General features: G+C 73.8%; 12 protein-coding genes and 1 pseudogene. 8 read left to right on the top strand and 5 right to left on the bottom strand.

The window, feature by feature from the left end; genetic code table 11:
* Window positions 1-101 precede the first annotated feature (101 nt).
* From BM237_RS08135 to BM237_RS08125, 3 genes are read left to right on the top strand one after another with little or no spacing between them, the layout of a single operon-like run.
* Window positions 102-947 (top strand): carotenoid biosynthesis protein, encoded by an 846-nt coding sequence (locus tag BM237_RS08135; protein ID WP_093848839.1) that lies wholly within the window; start codon window positions 102-104, stop codon window positions 945-947.
* Entirely contained in the window at window positions 944-2,068 is a 1,125-nt protein-coding gene (locus BM237_RS08130; RefSeq protein ID WP_093848838.1) for a glycosyltransferase family 2 protein, read from the top strand. The genes BM237_RS08135 and BM237_RS08130 overlap by 4 nt, the downstream gene beginning before the upstream one ends.
* A gap of 1 nt (window position 2,069) precedes the next feature.
* Entirely contained in the window at window positions 2,070-3,563 is a 1,494-nt protein-coding gene (locus tag BM237_RS08125) for a phytoene desaturase family protein (protein WP_093848837.1), read from the top strand.
* A gap of 13 nt (window positions 3,564-3,576) precedes the next feature.
* Here BM237_RS08125 and BM237_RS08120 read toward each other — a convergent pair whose 3' ends face one another.
* Window positions 3,577-5,226, bottom strand: a complete 1,650-nt coding sequence (locus tag BM237_RS08120) for a YhjD/YihY/BrkB family envelope integrity protein (RefSeq protein ID WP_175540926.1) — start codon at window positions 5,224-5,226, stop codon at window positions 3,577-3,579.
* Window positions 5,227-5,580: 354 nt separating this feature from the next.
* Between BM237_RS08120 and BM237_RS08115 the strand changes: the two genes are divergently transcribed.
* From BM237_RS08115 to BM237_RS29215, 3 genes are all read left to right on the top strand, one after another.
* The gene (locus BM237_RS08115; RefSeq protein WP_245793484.1) at window positions 5,581-6,681 is read left to right on the top strand and encodes a DUF3103 family protein; all 1,101 of its coding nucleotides are present in this window, start codon (window positions 5,581-5,583) and stop codon (window positions 6,679-6,681) included.
* A gap of 215 nt (window positions 6,682-6,896) precedes the next feature.
* A complete protein-coding gene (locus BM237_RS08110) occupies window positions 6,897-7,355 on the top strand; it encodes a CBS domain-containing protein (protein ID WP_093848834.1) in 459 nt (152 codons plus the stop codon).
* 136 nt (window positions 7,356-7,491) lie between these two features.
* On the top strand, window positions 7,492-7,647 hold the full coding sequence (locus tag BM237_RS29215) for a DUF6131 family protein (protein ID WP_093848833.1): 156 nt from the start codon (window positions 7,492-7,494) through the stop codon (window positions 7,645-7,647).
* Window positions 7,648-7,819: 172 nt separating this feature from the next.
* Here BM237_RS29215 and BM237_RS08100 read toward each other — a convergent pair whose 3' ends face one another.
* The 4 genes and pseudogenes from BM237_RS08100 to BM237_RS08085 all read right to left on the bottom strand — a co-directional run.
* A complete protein-coding gene (locus tag BM237_RS08100; protein ID WP_093848832.1) occupies window positions 7,820-8,143 on the bottom strand; it encodes a hypothetical protein in 324 nt (107 codons plus the stop codon).
* Entirely contained in the window at window positions 8,140-9,375 is a 1,236-nt protein-coding gene (locus BM237_RS08095; protein ID WP_093848831.1) for a GDSL-type esterase/lipase family protein, read from the bottom strand. The genes BM237_RS08100 and BM237_RS08095 overlap by 4 nt, the downstream gene beginning before the upstream one ends.
* Before the next feature lie 99 nt (window positions 9,376-9,474).
* Window positions 9,475-10,044, bottom strand: a complete 570-nt coding sequence (locus BM237_RS08090; RefSeq protein ID WP_093848830.1) for a TetR/AcrR family transcriptional regulator — start codon at window positions 10,042-10,044, stop codon at window positions 9,475-9,477.
* 271 nt (window positions 10,045-10,315) lie between these two features.
* Window positions 10,316-11,302: pseudogene (locus BM237_RS08085) on the bottom strand (alpha/beta hydrolase); the annotation flags it as partial.
* Between BM237_RS08085 and BM237_RS08080 the strand changes: the two are divergent.
* Together BM237_RS08080 and BM237_RS08075 are read left to right on the top strand one after the other, a co-directional pair.
* Complete coding sequence (locus tag BM237_RS08080; protein ID WP_093848828.1) at window positions 11,293-12,099, top strand: SRPBCC family protein; 807 nt, start codon at window positions 11,293-11,295, stop codon at window positions 12,097-12,099. The pseudogene BM237_RS08085 and the gene BM237_RS08080 overlap by 10 nt on opposite strands.
* A complete protein-coding gene (locus BM237_RS08075; protein ID WP_093848827.1) occupies window positions 12,096-12,698 on the top strand; it encodes a dihydrofolate reductase family protein in 603 nt (200 codons plus the stop codon). Before BM237_RS08080 ends, BM237_RS08075 begins: the two co-directional genes overlap by 4 nt.
* Window positions 12,699-12,766 lie beyond the last annotated feature (68 nt).

Raw genomic sequence — 12,766 nt, 5'->3', positions numbered from 1 at the left:
CCACGGGCGCCGCGCCGTCGTGTGGTCCGTACCGGTGAAGCCCGCGGTGCCGGTCTCGCCGCCTCGGCGGTGGGGCCGGGTCGTCTCCCTATGCTCGTCGCATGGTTCGGGTACAGGAACGGCCGGCGCTGCGCCGCGGGCTCGAAGCCGGCCGGCGGGCGGCCTGGGCCCTGGCCGTGGCCGCCGTGCTGTGCCAGATTCCTTACCCGCTCGTGTCCGGTCCGTGGCGCGATGCGCTCACCGTCGCCGGTGTGGCGGTCTTCTGCCTGGCGTCCCTCACGGCAGCCGCGCTGCGGCACGGCGTGCGGGGCCCGCTGGCGCTGTTCACGGTGGCGGGGCTGGGGGGCCTGGCGGTGGAGGCCGTGGGGGTGCGTACGGGTTTTCCGTTCGGCTCCTACCACTACACGGGTTCTCTGGGGCCGAGCCTGGCGGGGGTGCCGGTGGTGGTGCCTCTCGCCTGGATCATGATGGCCTGGCCCGCTCTGGAGGCGGGGCGCGTACTGGCCGGGGACCGCAGGCGTGCCGGGGCGCCCGCGTCCCGGGTGCGGACGGCGGTGGTCGGAGGATGGGCGCTGGCGTCCTGGGACGTCTTCCTCGACCCGCAGATGGTCGACGCCGGTCACTGGGTCTGGTCGGACTCCCACCCGGGGCTTCCCGGCGTGGAGGGTGTGCCGCTGACCAACTTCGCCGGGTGGGTGGCCGTGTCCGTGGCCATGGTCGCCGTCGTGGACGCCGTCTCCCGGCGCCCAGTGCGGCGGCCCGCCGGGAGCGGTGCGCCCGGTGGTCCGGCTGTCGTGCTGTACCTGTGGACCTACGCCTCCTCGGTGACGGCCTGTCTGGTCTTCTTCGGCCGCCCGCAGGTCGCTCTGGTGGGGGGAGTGCTGATGGGCCTGGTCGCCGTGCCGCTGGCCCTGCGGGTGGCGGGTGCCGCCGGGAGACGGGGGTGAGCCGGCCCGGTCTCGCGCGGGCGGCGGTCGCGGCGGGGTCGGTGCTGGCGGTCGCCGGTGCCGTGCACAGCGTCTGGAACAGCAGGGCCCTGCGGACCCCGCCGGTGGACCCGCCGCCTGCGGCCGAGCACGTGTCCCTCCTGATGCCGGTGCGCGACGAGGCCGGGCGTGTCGGCCCCGCGCTGCGGTCCCTGCTGGCGCAGGAACGGGTGCCCCGGGCGGAGGTCATCGTGCTCGACGACCAGTCCACCGACGGCACCGGCGACGTGGTCCGCCGTCTGTGCGGACCGTACCGGCACGCCCGGGTCGTGCGCGGCACGGCGCCGAAGCCCGGCGCCCCGGGCAAGGCCCACGCCTGCCATCAGCTCGCGTCGCTCGCGCGGGGCGGCGTACTGGTCTTCGTGGACGCGGACGTGGTGCTCGCGCCGCATGCGGTGGCCTCCTCGGTCGCCCTGCTGCGCTCGGCCGGACTCGACCTGGTCTCCCCCTTCCCCCGCCAGGTCGCCGAGGGTTCCGCCAACCGGCTCGTCCAGCCGCTGCTGCAGTGGTCGTGGCTCACGGCGTTGCCGCTGCGGCGGGCGGAGACCTCGCCCCGGCCGGCGCTGTCCGCGGCGAACGGCCAGTTCCTCGTCGTGGACGCCGCCGCCCTGCACGGCTGCGGCGGTTTCGCCGCGGTCACCGACGAGGTCCTGGAGGACATGGCGCTCATCCGGGCGCTGAAGCGGGCCGGTGGACGGGGCGGGATCGTGGACGGCAGCCGGATCGCGCGGTGCCGGATGTACGACGACTGGCGCGATCTGCGTGAGGGGTACGGCAAGTCCCTGTGGGCGGCGTTCGGGTCCGGCGGTGGCGCGGCGGCGGTGTGCGCCCTCCTGGCCTGGGCTTATGTGCTGCCCCCGCTGGCGGCGCTGCGGGGGTCGCGATGGGGTGCGGCCGGATACGCCGCGGCCGTGGCGGGGCGGGCGCTGACCGCGCGGCGCACGGGCGGGCGGTGCTGGCCGGACGCGCTGGCCCACCCGGTGTCCGTGGGCCTGCTGGTGGCGCTGACGGCGCGGTCCTGGCTCGGTCATCGCCGCTCCACCCTGACGTGGAAGGGCAGACCGCTGCGAGGGGGGCGCTGAGGTGGCCCGCGTCGCCGTGATCGGTGCCGGTATGGGCGCCCTGGCGGCTGCCGCCCGGCTGGCCCGGCAGGGGCACCGGGTCACCGTGTACGAGCGAGCGGCCGTGTGCGGGGGCAAGCTCGGCACCGTGCGCCGGGACGGTTTCGTCTTCGACACCGGGCCGTCGCTGCTGACCATGCCCGAGGTCTACCGCCGGCTGTTCGCGGACACCGGCGCCCCCCTGGAGCGCTGCGTACCGCTGAGGCCGGTGGAGCCGGCCTGCGTCTACCGGTTCGCCGACGGGACCCGCCTGGCGATGCCCGGTGACCCGCGCCTGGTGCCCGGCGCGCTGGACGATGCCCTGGGTGAAGGGGCCGGAGCGCAATGGGCCCGGCTGTACGCGGCCTCCGGCGAGCTGTGGCGGCTGGTGGGCGAGGACGTGCTGCGGCGGCCGCTCGACGGACCGGCGGGACTGCTGCGCCACGCGGTCCGTCTCCGCGGCCTGGCCGCCGTCGCTCCCTGGCGCACCCTGCGGGGCACCGGCCAGCGGTATCTGCGTGATCCCCGGCTGCGCATGTGGCTGGAGCGCTACGCCACCTACAGCGGCTCCGATCCCCGGCGCGTGCCCGGCGTCATGGCGGTGGTCCCGTACGTGGAGCAGCACTACGGCAGCTGGTACGTTCCCGGCGGTCTGCGCCTGCTGGCCGAGGCCGTGGAGCGGCGCTGCGCCGAGCTGGGGGTGCGGTTCCGTTACGGCTGCGAGGTCGCGGCGGTGGACACCTCGGGCCGGGGTGTCACCGCCGTCCGCATGGCGGACGGCGGCGCGGCGGCGGCGGACGTCGTCGTCTCCGGCGTCGACGCCGCGGTCCTCTACGGACGTCTGGCGGCGGACCGGCGCGGGCGCCGGCCCCTGGGCGCCCTCACGCGGGCGCGGCCCTCGCTGTCCGGGTTCGTTCTCCTGCTCGCGCTGCGCGGGCGGGATCCCCGGACACCCCACCACCGGGTCCTGTTTCCGGCGGACTACGACGCGGAGTTCGACGCCGTCTTCGGTGCCCGGGCCCGTCCCGCCGCCGACCCGGCGGTGTACATCAGCGCGCCGGACGACGCCGCGCTGCGTCCCGATGACGCGCACGAGGCGTGGTTCGTCCTGGTCAACGCCCCCCGGCATGCCACGCGGGCGGCGCCCGGCACCGTCGACTGGACCGTCCCGGGGCTCAAGGAGTCCTACGCCGAGCGGATCCTGGACGTCATGGCCGCCCGCGGGACGGACGTGCGCCCGCGCCTGCTGTGGTACGAGGCCCGCAGCCCCTTCGACCTGGAACGCGAGACCGAAAGCCCGGGCGGTGCCATCTACGGCACCTCCTCCAACGGTCTGCGCGCCGCTCTTCTCCGGCCGGCCAACCGCTCCCCCGTCCCCGGGCTCTTCCTCGTCGGCGGATCCGCCCACCCCGGCGGCGGCCTTCCGCTGGTGGCGCTGTCGGCGGAGATCGCCGCGGCCCAGATCGGTGGCGTCTGACCGCGCGGAGCCGCTATCTCAGTGCCCGCGCCACCCCGGCCGCCAGTTGCGGGAGGCCGACGGCTCCGGCCGCCGTCCAGCACACCGCGCACACCGTCGCCCAGTTCCAGCCCGTCCCCGGCGTGCCGTCGGGCAGCAGGCCGCTGCCCAGGCAGGCGACCGCGCACAGCACCACCCGCAGCGGTCGTTCGGCGACGCTCAGCGTCCCGACCCCGCGCATTCCCGCCGCGTTGGCCCGGGCCCGGACGTACTCGTGCAGCTGGGTCAGGAAAGCGGCCGCCAGGCACCAGGAGGCCGGCGCCCCCAGGACGTACAGGACCGCGACGAGCAGAAGGTCCGCCACCCGGTCGGCCAGGGCGTCCACCACGGCGCCCAGTGGGCGGGCCCGGCCGGTGATCGCGGCGACCGCGCCGTCCAGCCCGTCGAACAGGCCCGACAGGACGACGAGCGCGCAGGCGGCCAGCGGCCAGTGGCCGCCCTCGGCCGCCGGTGCCACGGCGGCGGCGGCCGCGAGGGGCCCCGCCAGTGAGAGAAGGTCGGGCGGCAGGGCGCGGAGCGGGCGCGTGGAGGCGCAGCGCTGGACCAGCACCACCCACGCCGAGGCCAGAGCGCTGCCGGAGGGGTCATACCCGCCGTGAAGCCCGGCCCACCGGGCCAGGGCGTCGTCGCGGCCGCGCTTGCCGGATCCTGTGGACACCGCCCCGCGGCCGCGAAAGCGCTGCCTCGCGGCCGCGGGCGCTTCGGACCGCGGCCGAGGGGCCGGCTCACCGGCCGGGCGATCGCCCGGTACCCGGCTCCTCCGGAGAGGGCGGAACATCGCGAGAAGGGGTTCCGTGCGGCTGTCCAGGCAGAGCATCAGCTGGTAGCCGACGAGCAGGACCGCGTGCAGCAGGTACAGCCACAGGCCCAGTGCCACGGTGACGCCGGGGACGACGAGTCCGCCGAACGGCAGGCTCCAGTCGACCGGGATGGCCAGGAACACCACGAAGCCGCCGAGGAAACCGCACAGGAAAGCCCCCGTCACGAACGCGGCCGGGACCGTCGCCCGGGGAGCGGCGGCGCCGACGCCGACGAATCGGAAGACCAGGAGAACTTCCGTGGAGAGCAGGACCCACAGCAGGTGGAAGGCGAGAAAGGCGGACAGGGCGGCGTGCCGGCCGCCGGCTTCGGCCAGTCGGGCCAGCGGCGGGCCGGCGTACAGGACGACACCCATCAGCAGCGGGGCCGCCACGACTGCGGGCATCAGCCCCAGCCTGCCCCGCCAGCCGGTGAACGTGTCCTCCTCCGCCGCCATCGGGGACAGCTGCAGAAATCCCCGGCGCAGCCCTTCGCCGTACACGGTGGCGGGCACCAGGGCGATGGCGAGAGCGGGCCAGGACAGCCGGACCGCCGCCTCGGCCAGGGTGCGCAGTCCCGTCTGGACCCCGTGTCCGTGGGGAAGCGCGTCCGCGATCTGCGCCACGGCCTGCCGGGTGCCGTCCATGCCGATCGCGAGCGCGCACAGCCGGAGCAGGAGCAGCGCCAGGGAGACGACGGAGATCATTCCGAAGAAGGAGATTCCCGCCGCGACCAGGGCCACCTGCCTGCCGTACAGGCCGTCACGCACCTCGCGGACGAGCACGCGCAGCGCACCCCGCCCTGTGTGCGCAGCACCAGTCGGCACCGATCGCTCCTCTACATACATTATGAGGCATATGAGCGCTTTGCGGTGACGATACACAGGACACCGCGCGACAGCGGCCCTCCCATGGACACACACGCCTTCGCCGCAGCTTCGGAACGGGACCGCGGGAAGGGCGGCGGGGATTTCGCGGCACCTCCGGGGTCTCCCGGCCGGGGCCGGGGATGTCTTGATTCCGCCCCTTGCCGCTTTGGCATGTCATCGTCATTCTGGGCCACGCGGCGGCTTCTACCCGCATAGAAGAAGCCGCTCGCGTCCGTGTACCGCCCCTTACCCATCCACCCCGTCCCTCCACAGGAGACCCGCGTGGTCAGACACCGGTTCAGGAACACAGTCGTGTGCGCCGCCCTCCTCGCCCTCGGCCTCGGCACCGTCCAGGGAGTCGCCTCGGCCTCCCCGCCGCCCGGCACATCCCGGGGGCCCGCAACCGTCACCGCGATCGAGGACGGCACCGCCCGCTCACTGGCCGCCTCCCTCTCCGACCCCGCCTGGCAGACCCGGATCGAGGAGGCCGCCCTCGCCTCGGACGGAGTCGGTCTCGGCGACCTCGCGAGGAAGGCGTCCTCACCTGCCGGGAAGGACTTCCGATCGGTGGTCGCCGACGCCGACCGGGACATCGCGGCGGCCAAGGGACTCGGCGCCGAGGCCGGCCCCCTGCTGCGACTCCGCCTCGCCGACGAGTCGATGCGCAAGGCGCTCGAGGCCGGAGCCGAACCGCTGGTGGCGGCCGCCCCCGCCGACGACAGCGCCACGACGGTCACCGCCTACGACAGCGCGGGCCGCACCCACACACTGGACGCGCACCGGCTCCCCGAACGCCCCGTCTACGTGGTCGGCGTCGACGCGGAGCGGGCCGTCACCGCGGGCATGGCCGTCCTGCGCGAGGAACTCGCCCGGCACGGCCTCTCCACAACCGGCCCGGCGGACTCCGTGAGCACCGCGAGCGATGGTTTCTGGACAAGCCGTATCACCTCCGTGAGGCTGTCCGACGACGAGGAGCCCTGGATCAAGGGCGATGCCGAGATCTTCTCGCTGGTGACCGGTTTCGGCCCGGACGGCAAGGTACGCGTCGACCCGGTCGACATGCCGTACCTGGACGAGGACGGCAGGACCTACCAGCCCAACCAGATCCTGGTGAACTGGTCGTACTACAAGTACAACCTCGCCGACGTCGTGATGATGGAGGAGGACACCAGCACCAACTACCGGTCACTCGCCAAGGCCCTCGCCGGCGCCCTGCTCACCATCATCGACATGGGCGCCTACGTCCCCCTGGTCAACGCCGTGCTGGACGCCATGCCCGACGACTGGTGGACCGACGATCCCGACTACGTGGACTCCTGGTACACCCTCGCCCGGAACAGCACGGGCTCGTTCAGGGGCGCGCGGGGCAACGGCACCATGACGCTCGAACCGTACTGGGTGTCGGCCTTCTAGGCCCCGCCTCAAGGGGCTCGTGTCCGCCCGGCCGGACCGCCCGGGGAAGTCCCGGGCGGTCCGGCCGATGCCGGGGACACCGCCCTCTCGCCGGCCGTTACCGACGCGGAGGCGGGACAATGAGACGCAGAGGCCGCGAAGCGCATGCCGTGCGCCTGAGCCCCGGCCTTTCTCCTGTGCGCCTGTGCCGACCGGGAAAGCGAGGTGGCCGAGCTGTGCGTGCCTACGATCTGGCGGATCCCTATCCGTGGGTGTCGACCGATGACGACGCGATGGCGGCGGCCCGGCTGTTCGCGGAGCGACGCCTGCCGGCACTGCTGGTGGTGGATCCCGAGGAGCAGCCGTACGCGGTGGTGCCCGGGTCACAGCTGCTGAGGGCCGCCGTGCCGGACTTCGTCCTGAACGAACCGGTTCTGGTGGATGTCCTGCGGGACGACCATGTCGAGCACCTGGCGGAGAGGCTCGACGGGCTCACGGTGGCGCAGTGGATCCCCCGGCGCGGTACCGTCCCCGCCGTGGTCGGCCGTGACACCAGTGCCGTTCGGATCGCCGCGTTGATGGCCACGACGCACACACCGCTGGTGGCGGTGGTGGAGAACGACGGTGAGCGGACGCGGACGGTGGGCGCGGTGACCGCGGCGCGGCTGATGGAGTACTTCCTCGCCCAGGGATGAACCGGGGCGAGGGGAAAGCCCTCCCTGTTCCGTCACCGGTCCACGCCCTCCCGCCCCGGCAACCCCGGGCGATCACCGCCCTTTGTTCGATTTCCGTTGCATAATGCCATAAGTAGCATTATGCGTAGGAGATGCCATGATCATCCTGGGTGTCATTCTGCTCGTCATCGGTTTCATCGCCGATATATCGATCCTGTGGACCATCGGGATCGTCCTCCTGGTGATCGGCGCGGTCCTGTGGCTCCTGGGCGCCACCGGGCGCGCCGTGGGAGGACGCCGGCACTACTGGTGACCGGGCTCCGCACAGGCGGTGAGCAGACGGGAAGTTCTTTCGGTCAGCGGCTGACAGACCGGTCCCGGCCACCGCACCGGTTCCCCGTCCCACCGTCCCACCGTCCCACCGCCACGGACCGCCGCCTCAGGCCGGGGCGGCGGGGGCGGCGGGGGCGCGGGACACTCCGCGCTCACCGCGTCATCAGCCCGCGGTCCTCGAACTCGTCCGCGCACTCCCGTGGCACCAGCATGCTCCGGAGGGTCGTGTTCGGGCGCACCGGGGACGCGGACGGGTCGAGCGCTTCGTGTCGCCCGCGTTCGGCCTCGGCGCGGGCCCGTGCGACGTCGTCGGCGAGTTCCCGGCAGTCGACGGTGCGCGTGTCGGCCGGCGCCGACTCCCTGTCGGGGGAAGACGGCGTGTCCGCGGACGACTCCGCCTCCAGAGCGGAGGTGGCGGCAAGACCGGCCAGGCACAGCACGGCCCACCCCGCCGCGATCCTCCGGCGGGTGCTCACGAACCGGCCGTTTCGGCAACGGCGCGGGCTTCGGCAGCGGCGCCGCGGTGCGCGAAGGGGCCGCCGGCGGCGAAGACCAGCTCCGCGAAGCGCTCGCCGATACGGCGGTGGGTGGCCGCGTCGGGGTGGAGCCGGTCGGGCAGCGGCAGCTCGGCCGCGTCGGCCCGGCCGTAGAGGCGGCGGCCGTCGAGGTGGTGGAGGTTCGCGTCCTCTTCCGCCCGCCGCTCCACGATCCGGGCCAGCTCCTCCCGGATGACGCCCAGGGTCAGCTTCCCCTGAGCGCGTTCCGCGGGATCGCCCGCGGCCCGGAAGCTCAGCCGCCCGGTGCCGAGGGCGGTGAGGTCCGGGACGCTGGGACCGGGGGTCTCCTCGTGGATGGGGCACCAGATGGGCGAGACGACCAGCAGCGGTGTGGTGGGCCGGCCCTCGCGGATGGTGTCGAGGAAGCCGTGGACGGCGGGAGCGAAGGCCCGCAGACGCATCAGATCGCTGTTGACCAGATTGATGCCGATCTTGACGCTGATCAGATCGGCGGGGGTGTCGCGCAGGGTACGGGCGGTGAACGGGTCGAGCAGGGCGCCGCCGCCGAACCCCAGGTTGACCAGTTCCACCCCGGCGCGGGCCGCGGCGAGCGCGGGCCAGGTGGTGGTCGGGCTCGCGGCGTCCGAACCGTGGCTGATGGAACTGCCGTGGTGCAGCCACACCGCGCGGTCCCGCTCCGGCGCGGGCTCGACGGGGGCATCGGTGCGCAGGGCGACCAGCTCGGTGGTCTCGTTGTGCGGAAGCCATATCTCGACGTCCTTGGCCTTACCGGGCAGGCCGGTGAACCGCAGCGTGCCGACCGGGCCGGGCCGGTGCTCGGCGGTGCCGGTGGCCATGTCGATGGTCAGGGTGTCGCCGCCGGCCGCACTGGCCCGGCCGGCCGGATGGCCGTCGACGAGCAGGTCGTAGACGCCGTCGGGGCGGGGCGGGGCGCCTGTGTAGACCCGCTTGGTGGGCAGCACGTCCAACTCGACGGCGGTGGCACGGGTGCGGAAGACCAGCCGGACCCCGGAGGGCTGGGACTCGGCCATGGCCAGCTGCCCGTCGGTGCACTGGGCGCGAGCCCAGGCGGGCAGCCGGTGCGGCAGGACTCCTCGCGCGGTGCGCTCCAGGTCGAGGGCGCCGCGCAGGAGGTCCGCGGTGATGTGTGTGGTGACGGACGCGGTGATCCGGTCGCGTTCGGTGTCCATGGCCCAGCCTGTCGGTCGAGATGTCCTGGTCTTCTGTGTGCGCCGGCCACCGGTGCCCCGCGGCCGCGCACCGGTGGCCGCGGGGGCCGGTGGTGGCGTTCAGCCGGCGGACCGGCCCCGCAGCAGGGCGTCGAGGCGGTCCAGGACCCAGGCCCAGCTCTCCTGCGCGCCGGGGGCGCTGTGGCTGAAGCCGCCGGCCGCCTCCAGGCTGACGTAGCCGTGGAAGACGCTGCCCAGCAGCCGGACGGCGTGCGTCTGCTCCGGTTCCGCCAGGTCGTAGCCACGCAGGATCGCGCGCATCATCTGCGCGTGTCTGCCTCCGGCACTCGCGGCCGCCGTGTCCGGGTCGAGTCGCAGCCGTGCCGCGGCGTAGCGCCCGGGATGCTCCCGGGCGTAGTCGCGGTAGGCGTTCGCGAAGGCTTCCAGGGCATCCCGGCCGGCTCGCCCGGCCAGGGCGTCGGCGGCCCGGTCGGCGAGCTCCTCCAGAGCCAGCAGGGCGATCCCGGTCTTGAGCCCCTGGGAGTTCTCCAGGTGGGAGTACAGGCTCGCGGTTCTGACGCCGAACCGCCTGGCGAGCGCCGAGACGGTCACATGCTCGAAGCCGACCTCGTCGGCCAGCTCCGCTCCCGCCCGGACCAGACGTTCTCCGGTCAGCCCTGCCCTCGCCATGGTCTCCCCTCCTTACCCTGAAGGCACCATGCAGGAAGCTACGCCTATTAGGCAAGAGACTCACCCTATAAGGGAGCGTGCTCGACGCGCGGCTCCTCAGAGGCGGTCCCCTCCCCCGGATGCGGCGCGGGCCGTCACCGGCCGCCGGCGTACCTTCCGCCCGGAGTGCCGGGCGGGCGGCGCGGCCTCACGGGCCGAGCAGCACCGGCAGGACCCGGCGCAGTTCGCGTTCCCAGTACGGCGGGCTGTGGGTGCCCCGGTAGAAGTGCGTGGTGACGTGGACCCCGGCCTCATGGAGGCGACGGGCCACGGTGCGGGACTCGTCCCCCATCACGGCCTCGGTCAGTGAGATCACCTCGTCCTGGTAGAGCGGCGCCAGGTCCGCCAGTCCGGGGATGTCCGGGTCCGGCTCGGTGCCCGGCGGGTCGAGGGCGCCCGGGGTCCCGTCCCCGGCGGCGATGTGGACCCGCGTGCCGCGGAGCCGTTCAGCCAGGTGGTAGGGGTCGTTCCGCTCCCAGACGCGGCGCTGCCGGACCGGGTCGCCCCAGATCCTCCGCCACGGCACCCCGAGGTACTCCGCGCCGCCGCTGACCGCCTCGGGGTACTGGAGGGGGTGGAGGAAACCGCCGAAACTGGCGGCCGCATCGAACATCCCGGGACGGCGCGCCGCGTACTTGACGGCCCCGTACCCGCCCTGCGACTGCCCGGCGATCGACCGCTGCCGTCCGGCCCCGTAGTCGCGCTCCAGGATGGGGACCACCTCGTCGAGGTGGAAGGTCTCCACGGCCGGCGCGCCGCCCTCCCCTCCGTTCCACCAGTCGCTGTAGAAGCCGTAGAACGGCATCTGGGGCACGACGACGAGCGTCTCGCGCAGTTCGGGCCACTCCTCGATGCGGTGGTCGTCGTTGTAGGTGCGGTGGTCCCCGCTGCCGTCGGGCAGCAGGTAGAGCACCGGCCAGCGGTCGCCGGGACGCCGCGAGTCCCATCCGTCCGGGGTCAGCAGCCGTACCTTTCCGGTGCCCGCCAGGGCCGGGGAGCGGATGGTCAGGTCGAGCAGACGAGGGCCGATCCGCTCCTCGCCGACGACGCGGGCCGGACGTTCGGTTCCGGCCGCCGGGAGCTCACGGGACGCGGAGACGGTGGTCGGGGCGTCCCCGGCGGGAAACACCGCCGCGGGAAGCAGCCCGAGGACCGGCACGAGGACGGCCACCGGCGCGACAAGGCCGAGGCGCGTGCGAGCACGAGTGCGTGGAGTCATGTCTTCAGAGTTACCGGGCCGGGGCCCGCCGGTATCCGGCATGCCACGGACATCGCCCCCGACGCCGACCCGGACGGCCCCCTCACACGCTCCGACGGCAGACCCGCACCATCCGCCGCCCCGGCCCCCTGAGAGACCTGGCGGCCGAGCTCGGCCGGCTCGCCGACACCGCGGACCGAGCCGACGGCCCGCGCACGACCTACGACCGCTACGGACTGAGCCTCCGCGCTGAGCGGCTCGCCGCGCAGGGGCCGGGGTGGGCCGACGGCCGCTCGTTCCGGTTCCTCCAGCCGCTGGTCAGACGTCCCGAACTGGTCTGGCGTCATCTGACCGAGCCCTCTCTGCTCGCCCGGTGGTGGACGCCCGACGATCTCCGCGTCTCCGAACTCGTCTTCGAGGCACGGCCCGGCGGACGAATCGTCCACGAGTACCGCGAGGCCGAGGACGCCGACGGATCCGCTCCGATCGCCGGACGCGCGGAAGGCGTCGTCGACGACGTGCGCCCCGGGGAGCGCCTCGCCTACCGGCTCTCCCCGCTGCTTCCCGGCGGCGACCTCGCCTTCACCGCCCACGTCGACCTGGGCCTGCGGCCCACCGGGACCGGTACGGACCTGGACGTCCGCTGGCGGATCACCGACAGCACCGTCGACTCCGCCGACTTCGTCGCGGGCATCGAGATCGGCTTCGGCCAGAGCCTCGGCAAACTCGCGGCGGCCCTGGCCGCGGACACACACGACACCGGCAGCACCGGCAGCACCGGCAGCACCGGCAGCACCGACACAAGGAGCACCAAGTGACAGCGCAGTCCGCCGGCCGCAGGGTCGTCGCCAACATGACCCTCTCCCTCGACGGGCGCTACGCGGCGCCGGACGACCCGCTGGACATGAGCTGGGTGATGCCGTACGCCCACACCGACATCGCCCGCGACCACATGACCGGTCTTCACGAGTCGGCTACGACAGCCCTGCTCGGACGGGTCAACGCCGAGGGATTTCTCGGTTTCTGGCCCACCGTCATCGGCATGGAGGGCGCCGATCCGCGTGACGAGGCCTTCGCGAAGTGGCTCGTCGGCACCGACAAGGTGGTCCTCTCCTCCACCCTCAAGGAGGCGCCGTGGGAGCGGACGGCGATCGCCGACAGGCCTGCCGCCGAAGCGGTCTCGGACCTCAGGGCCTCAGAGGGCGGAGACATTCTGGCGCTCTCCAGCGCGAGCGTCATCAAGGCGCTGCTGGCCGCCGACGAGGTCGACCGGCTGGCTCTCACGGTCTTCCCGGTCTTCCTCGGCGGCGGACCGCGCCTGTTCGACGACGGCCTGCCCGCGGGGCGGTGGGCCCTCGCCGGCCAGGCCGCGGGCGAACACGGCACGCTGGCCCTCGTCTACGACCGCGTCCGCTGAGCCGGACGACGCTCGGTGACCCCATCGGATGCCAGGGCACCGAGCACCTTGCCACCCCTATCGAATTT

Origin of the sequence: Streptomyces mangrovi (assembly GCF_900114215.1) — a bacterium.
GTDB classification, from domain to species: Bacteria; Actinomycetota; Actinomycetes; order Streptomycetales; family Streptomycetaceae; genus Streptomyces; species Streptomyces barkulensis.
This window is presented reverse-complemented; position numbering and strand designations above follow the sequence as displayed.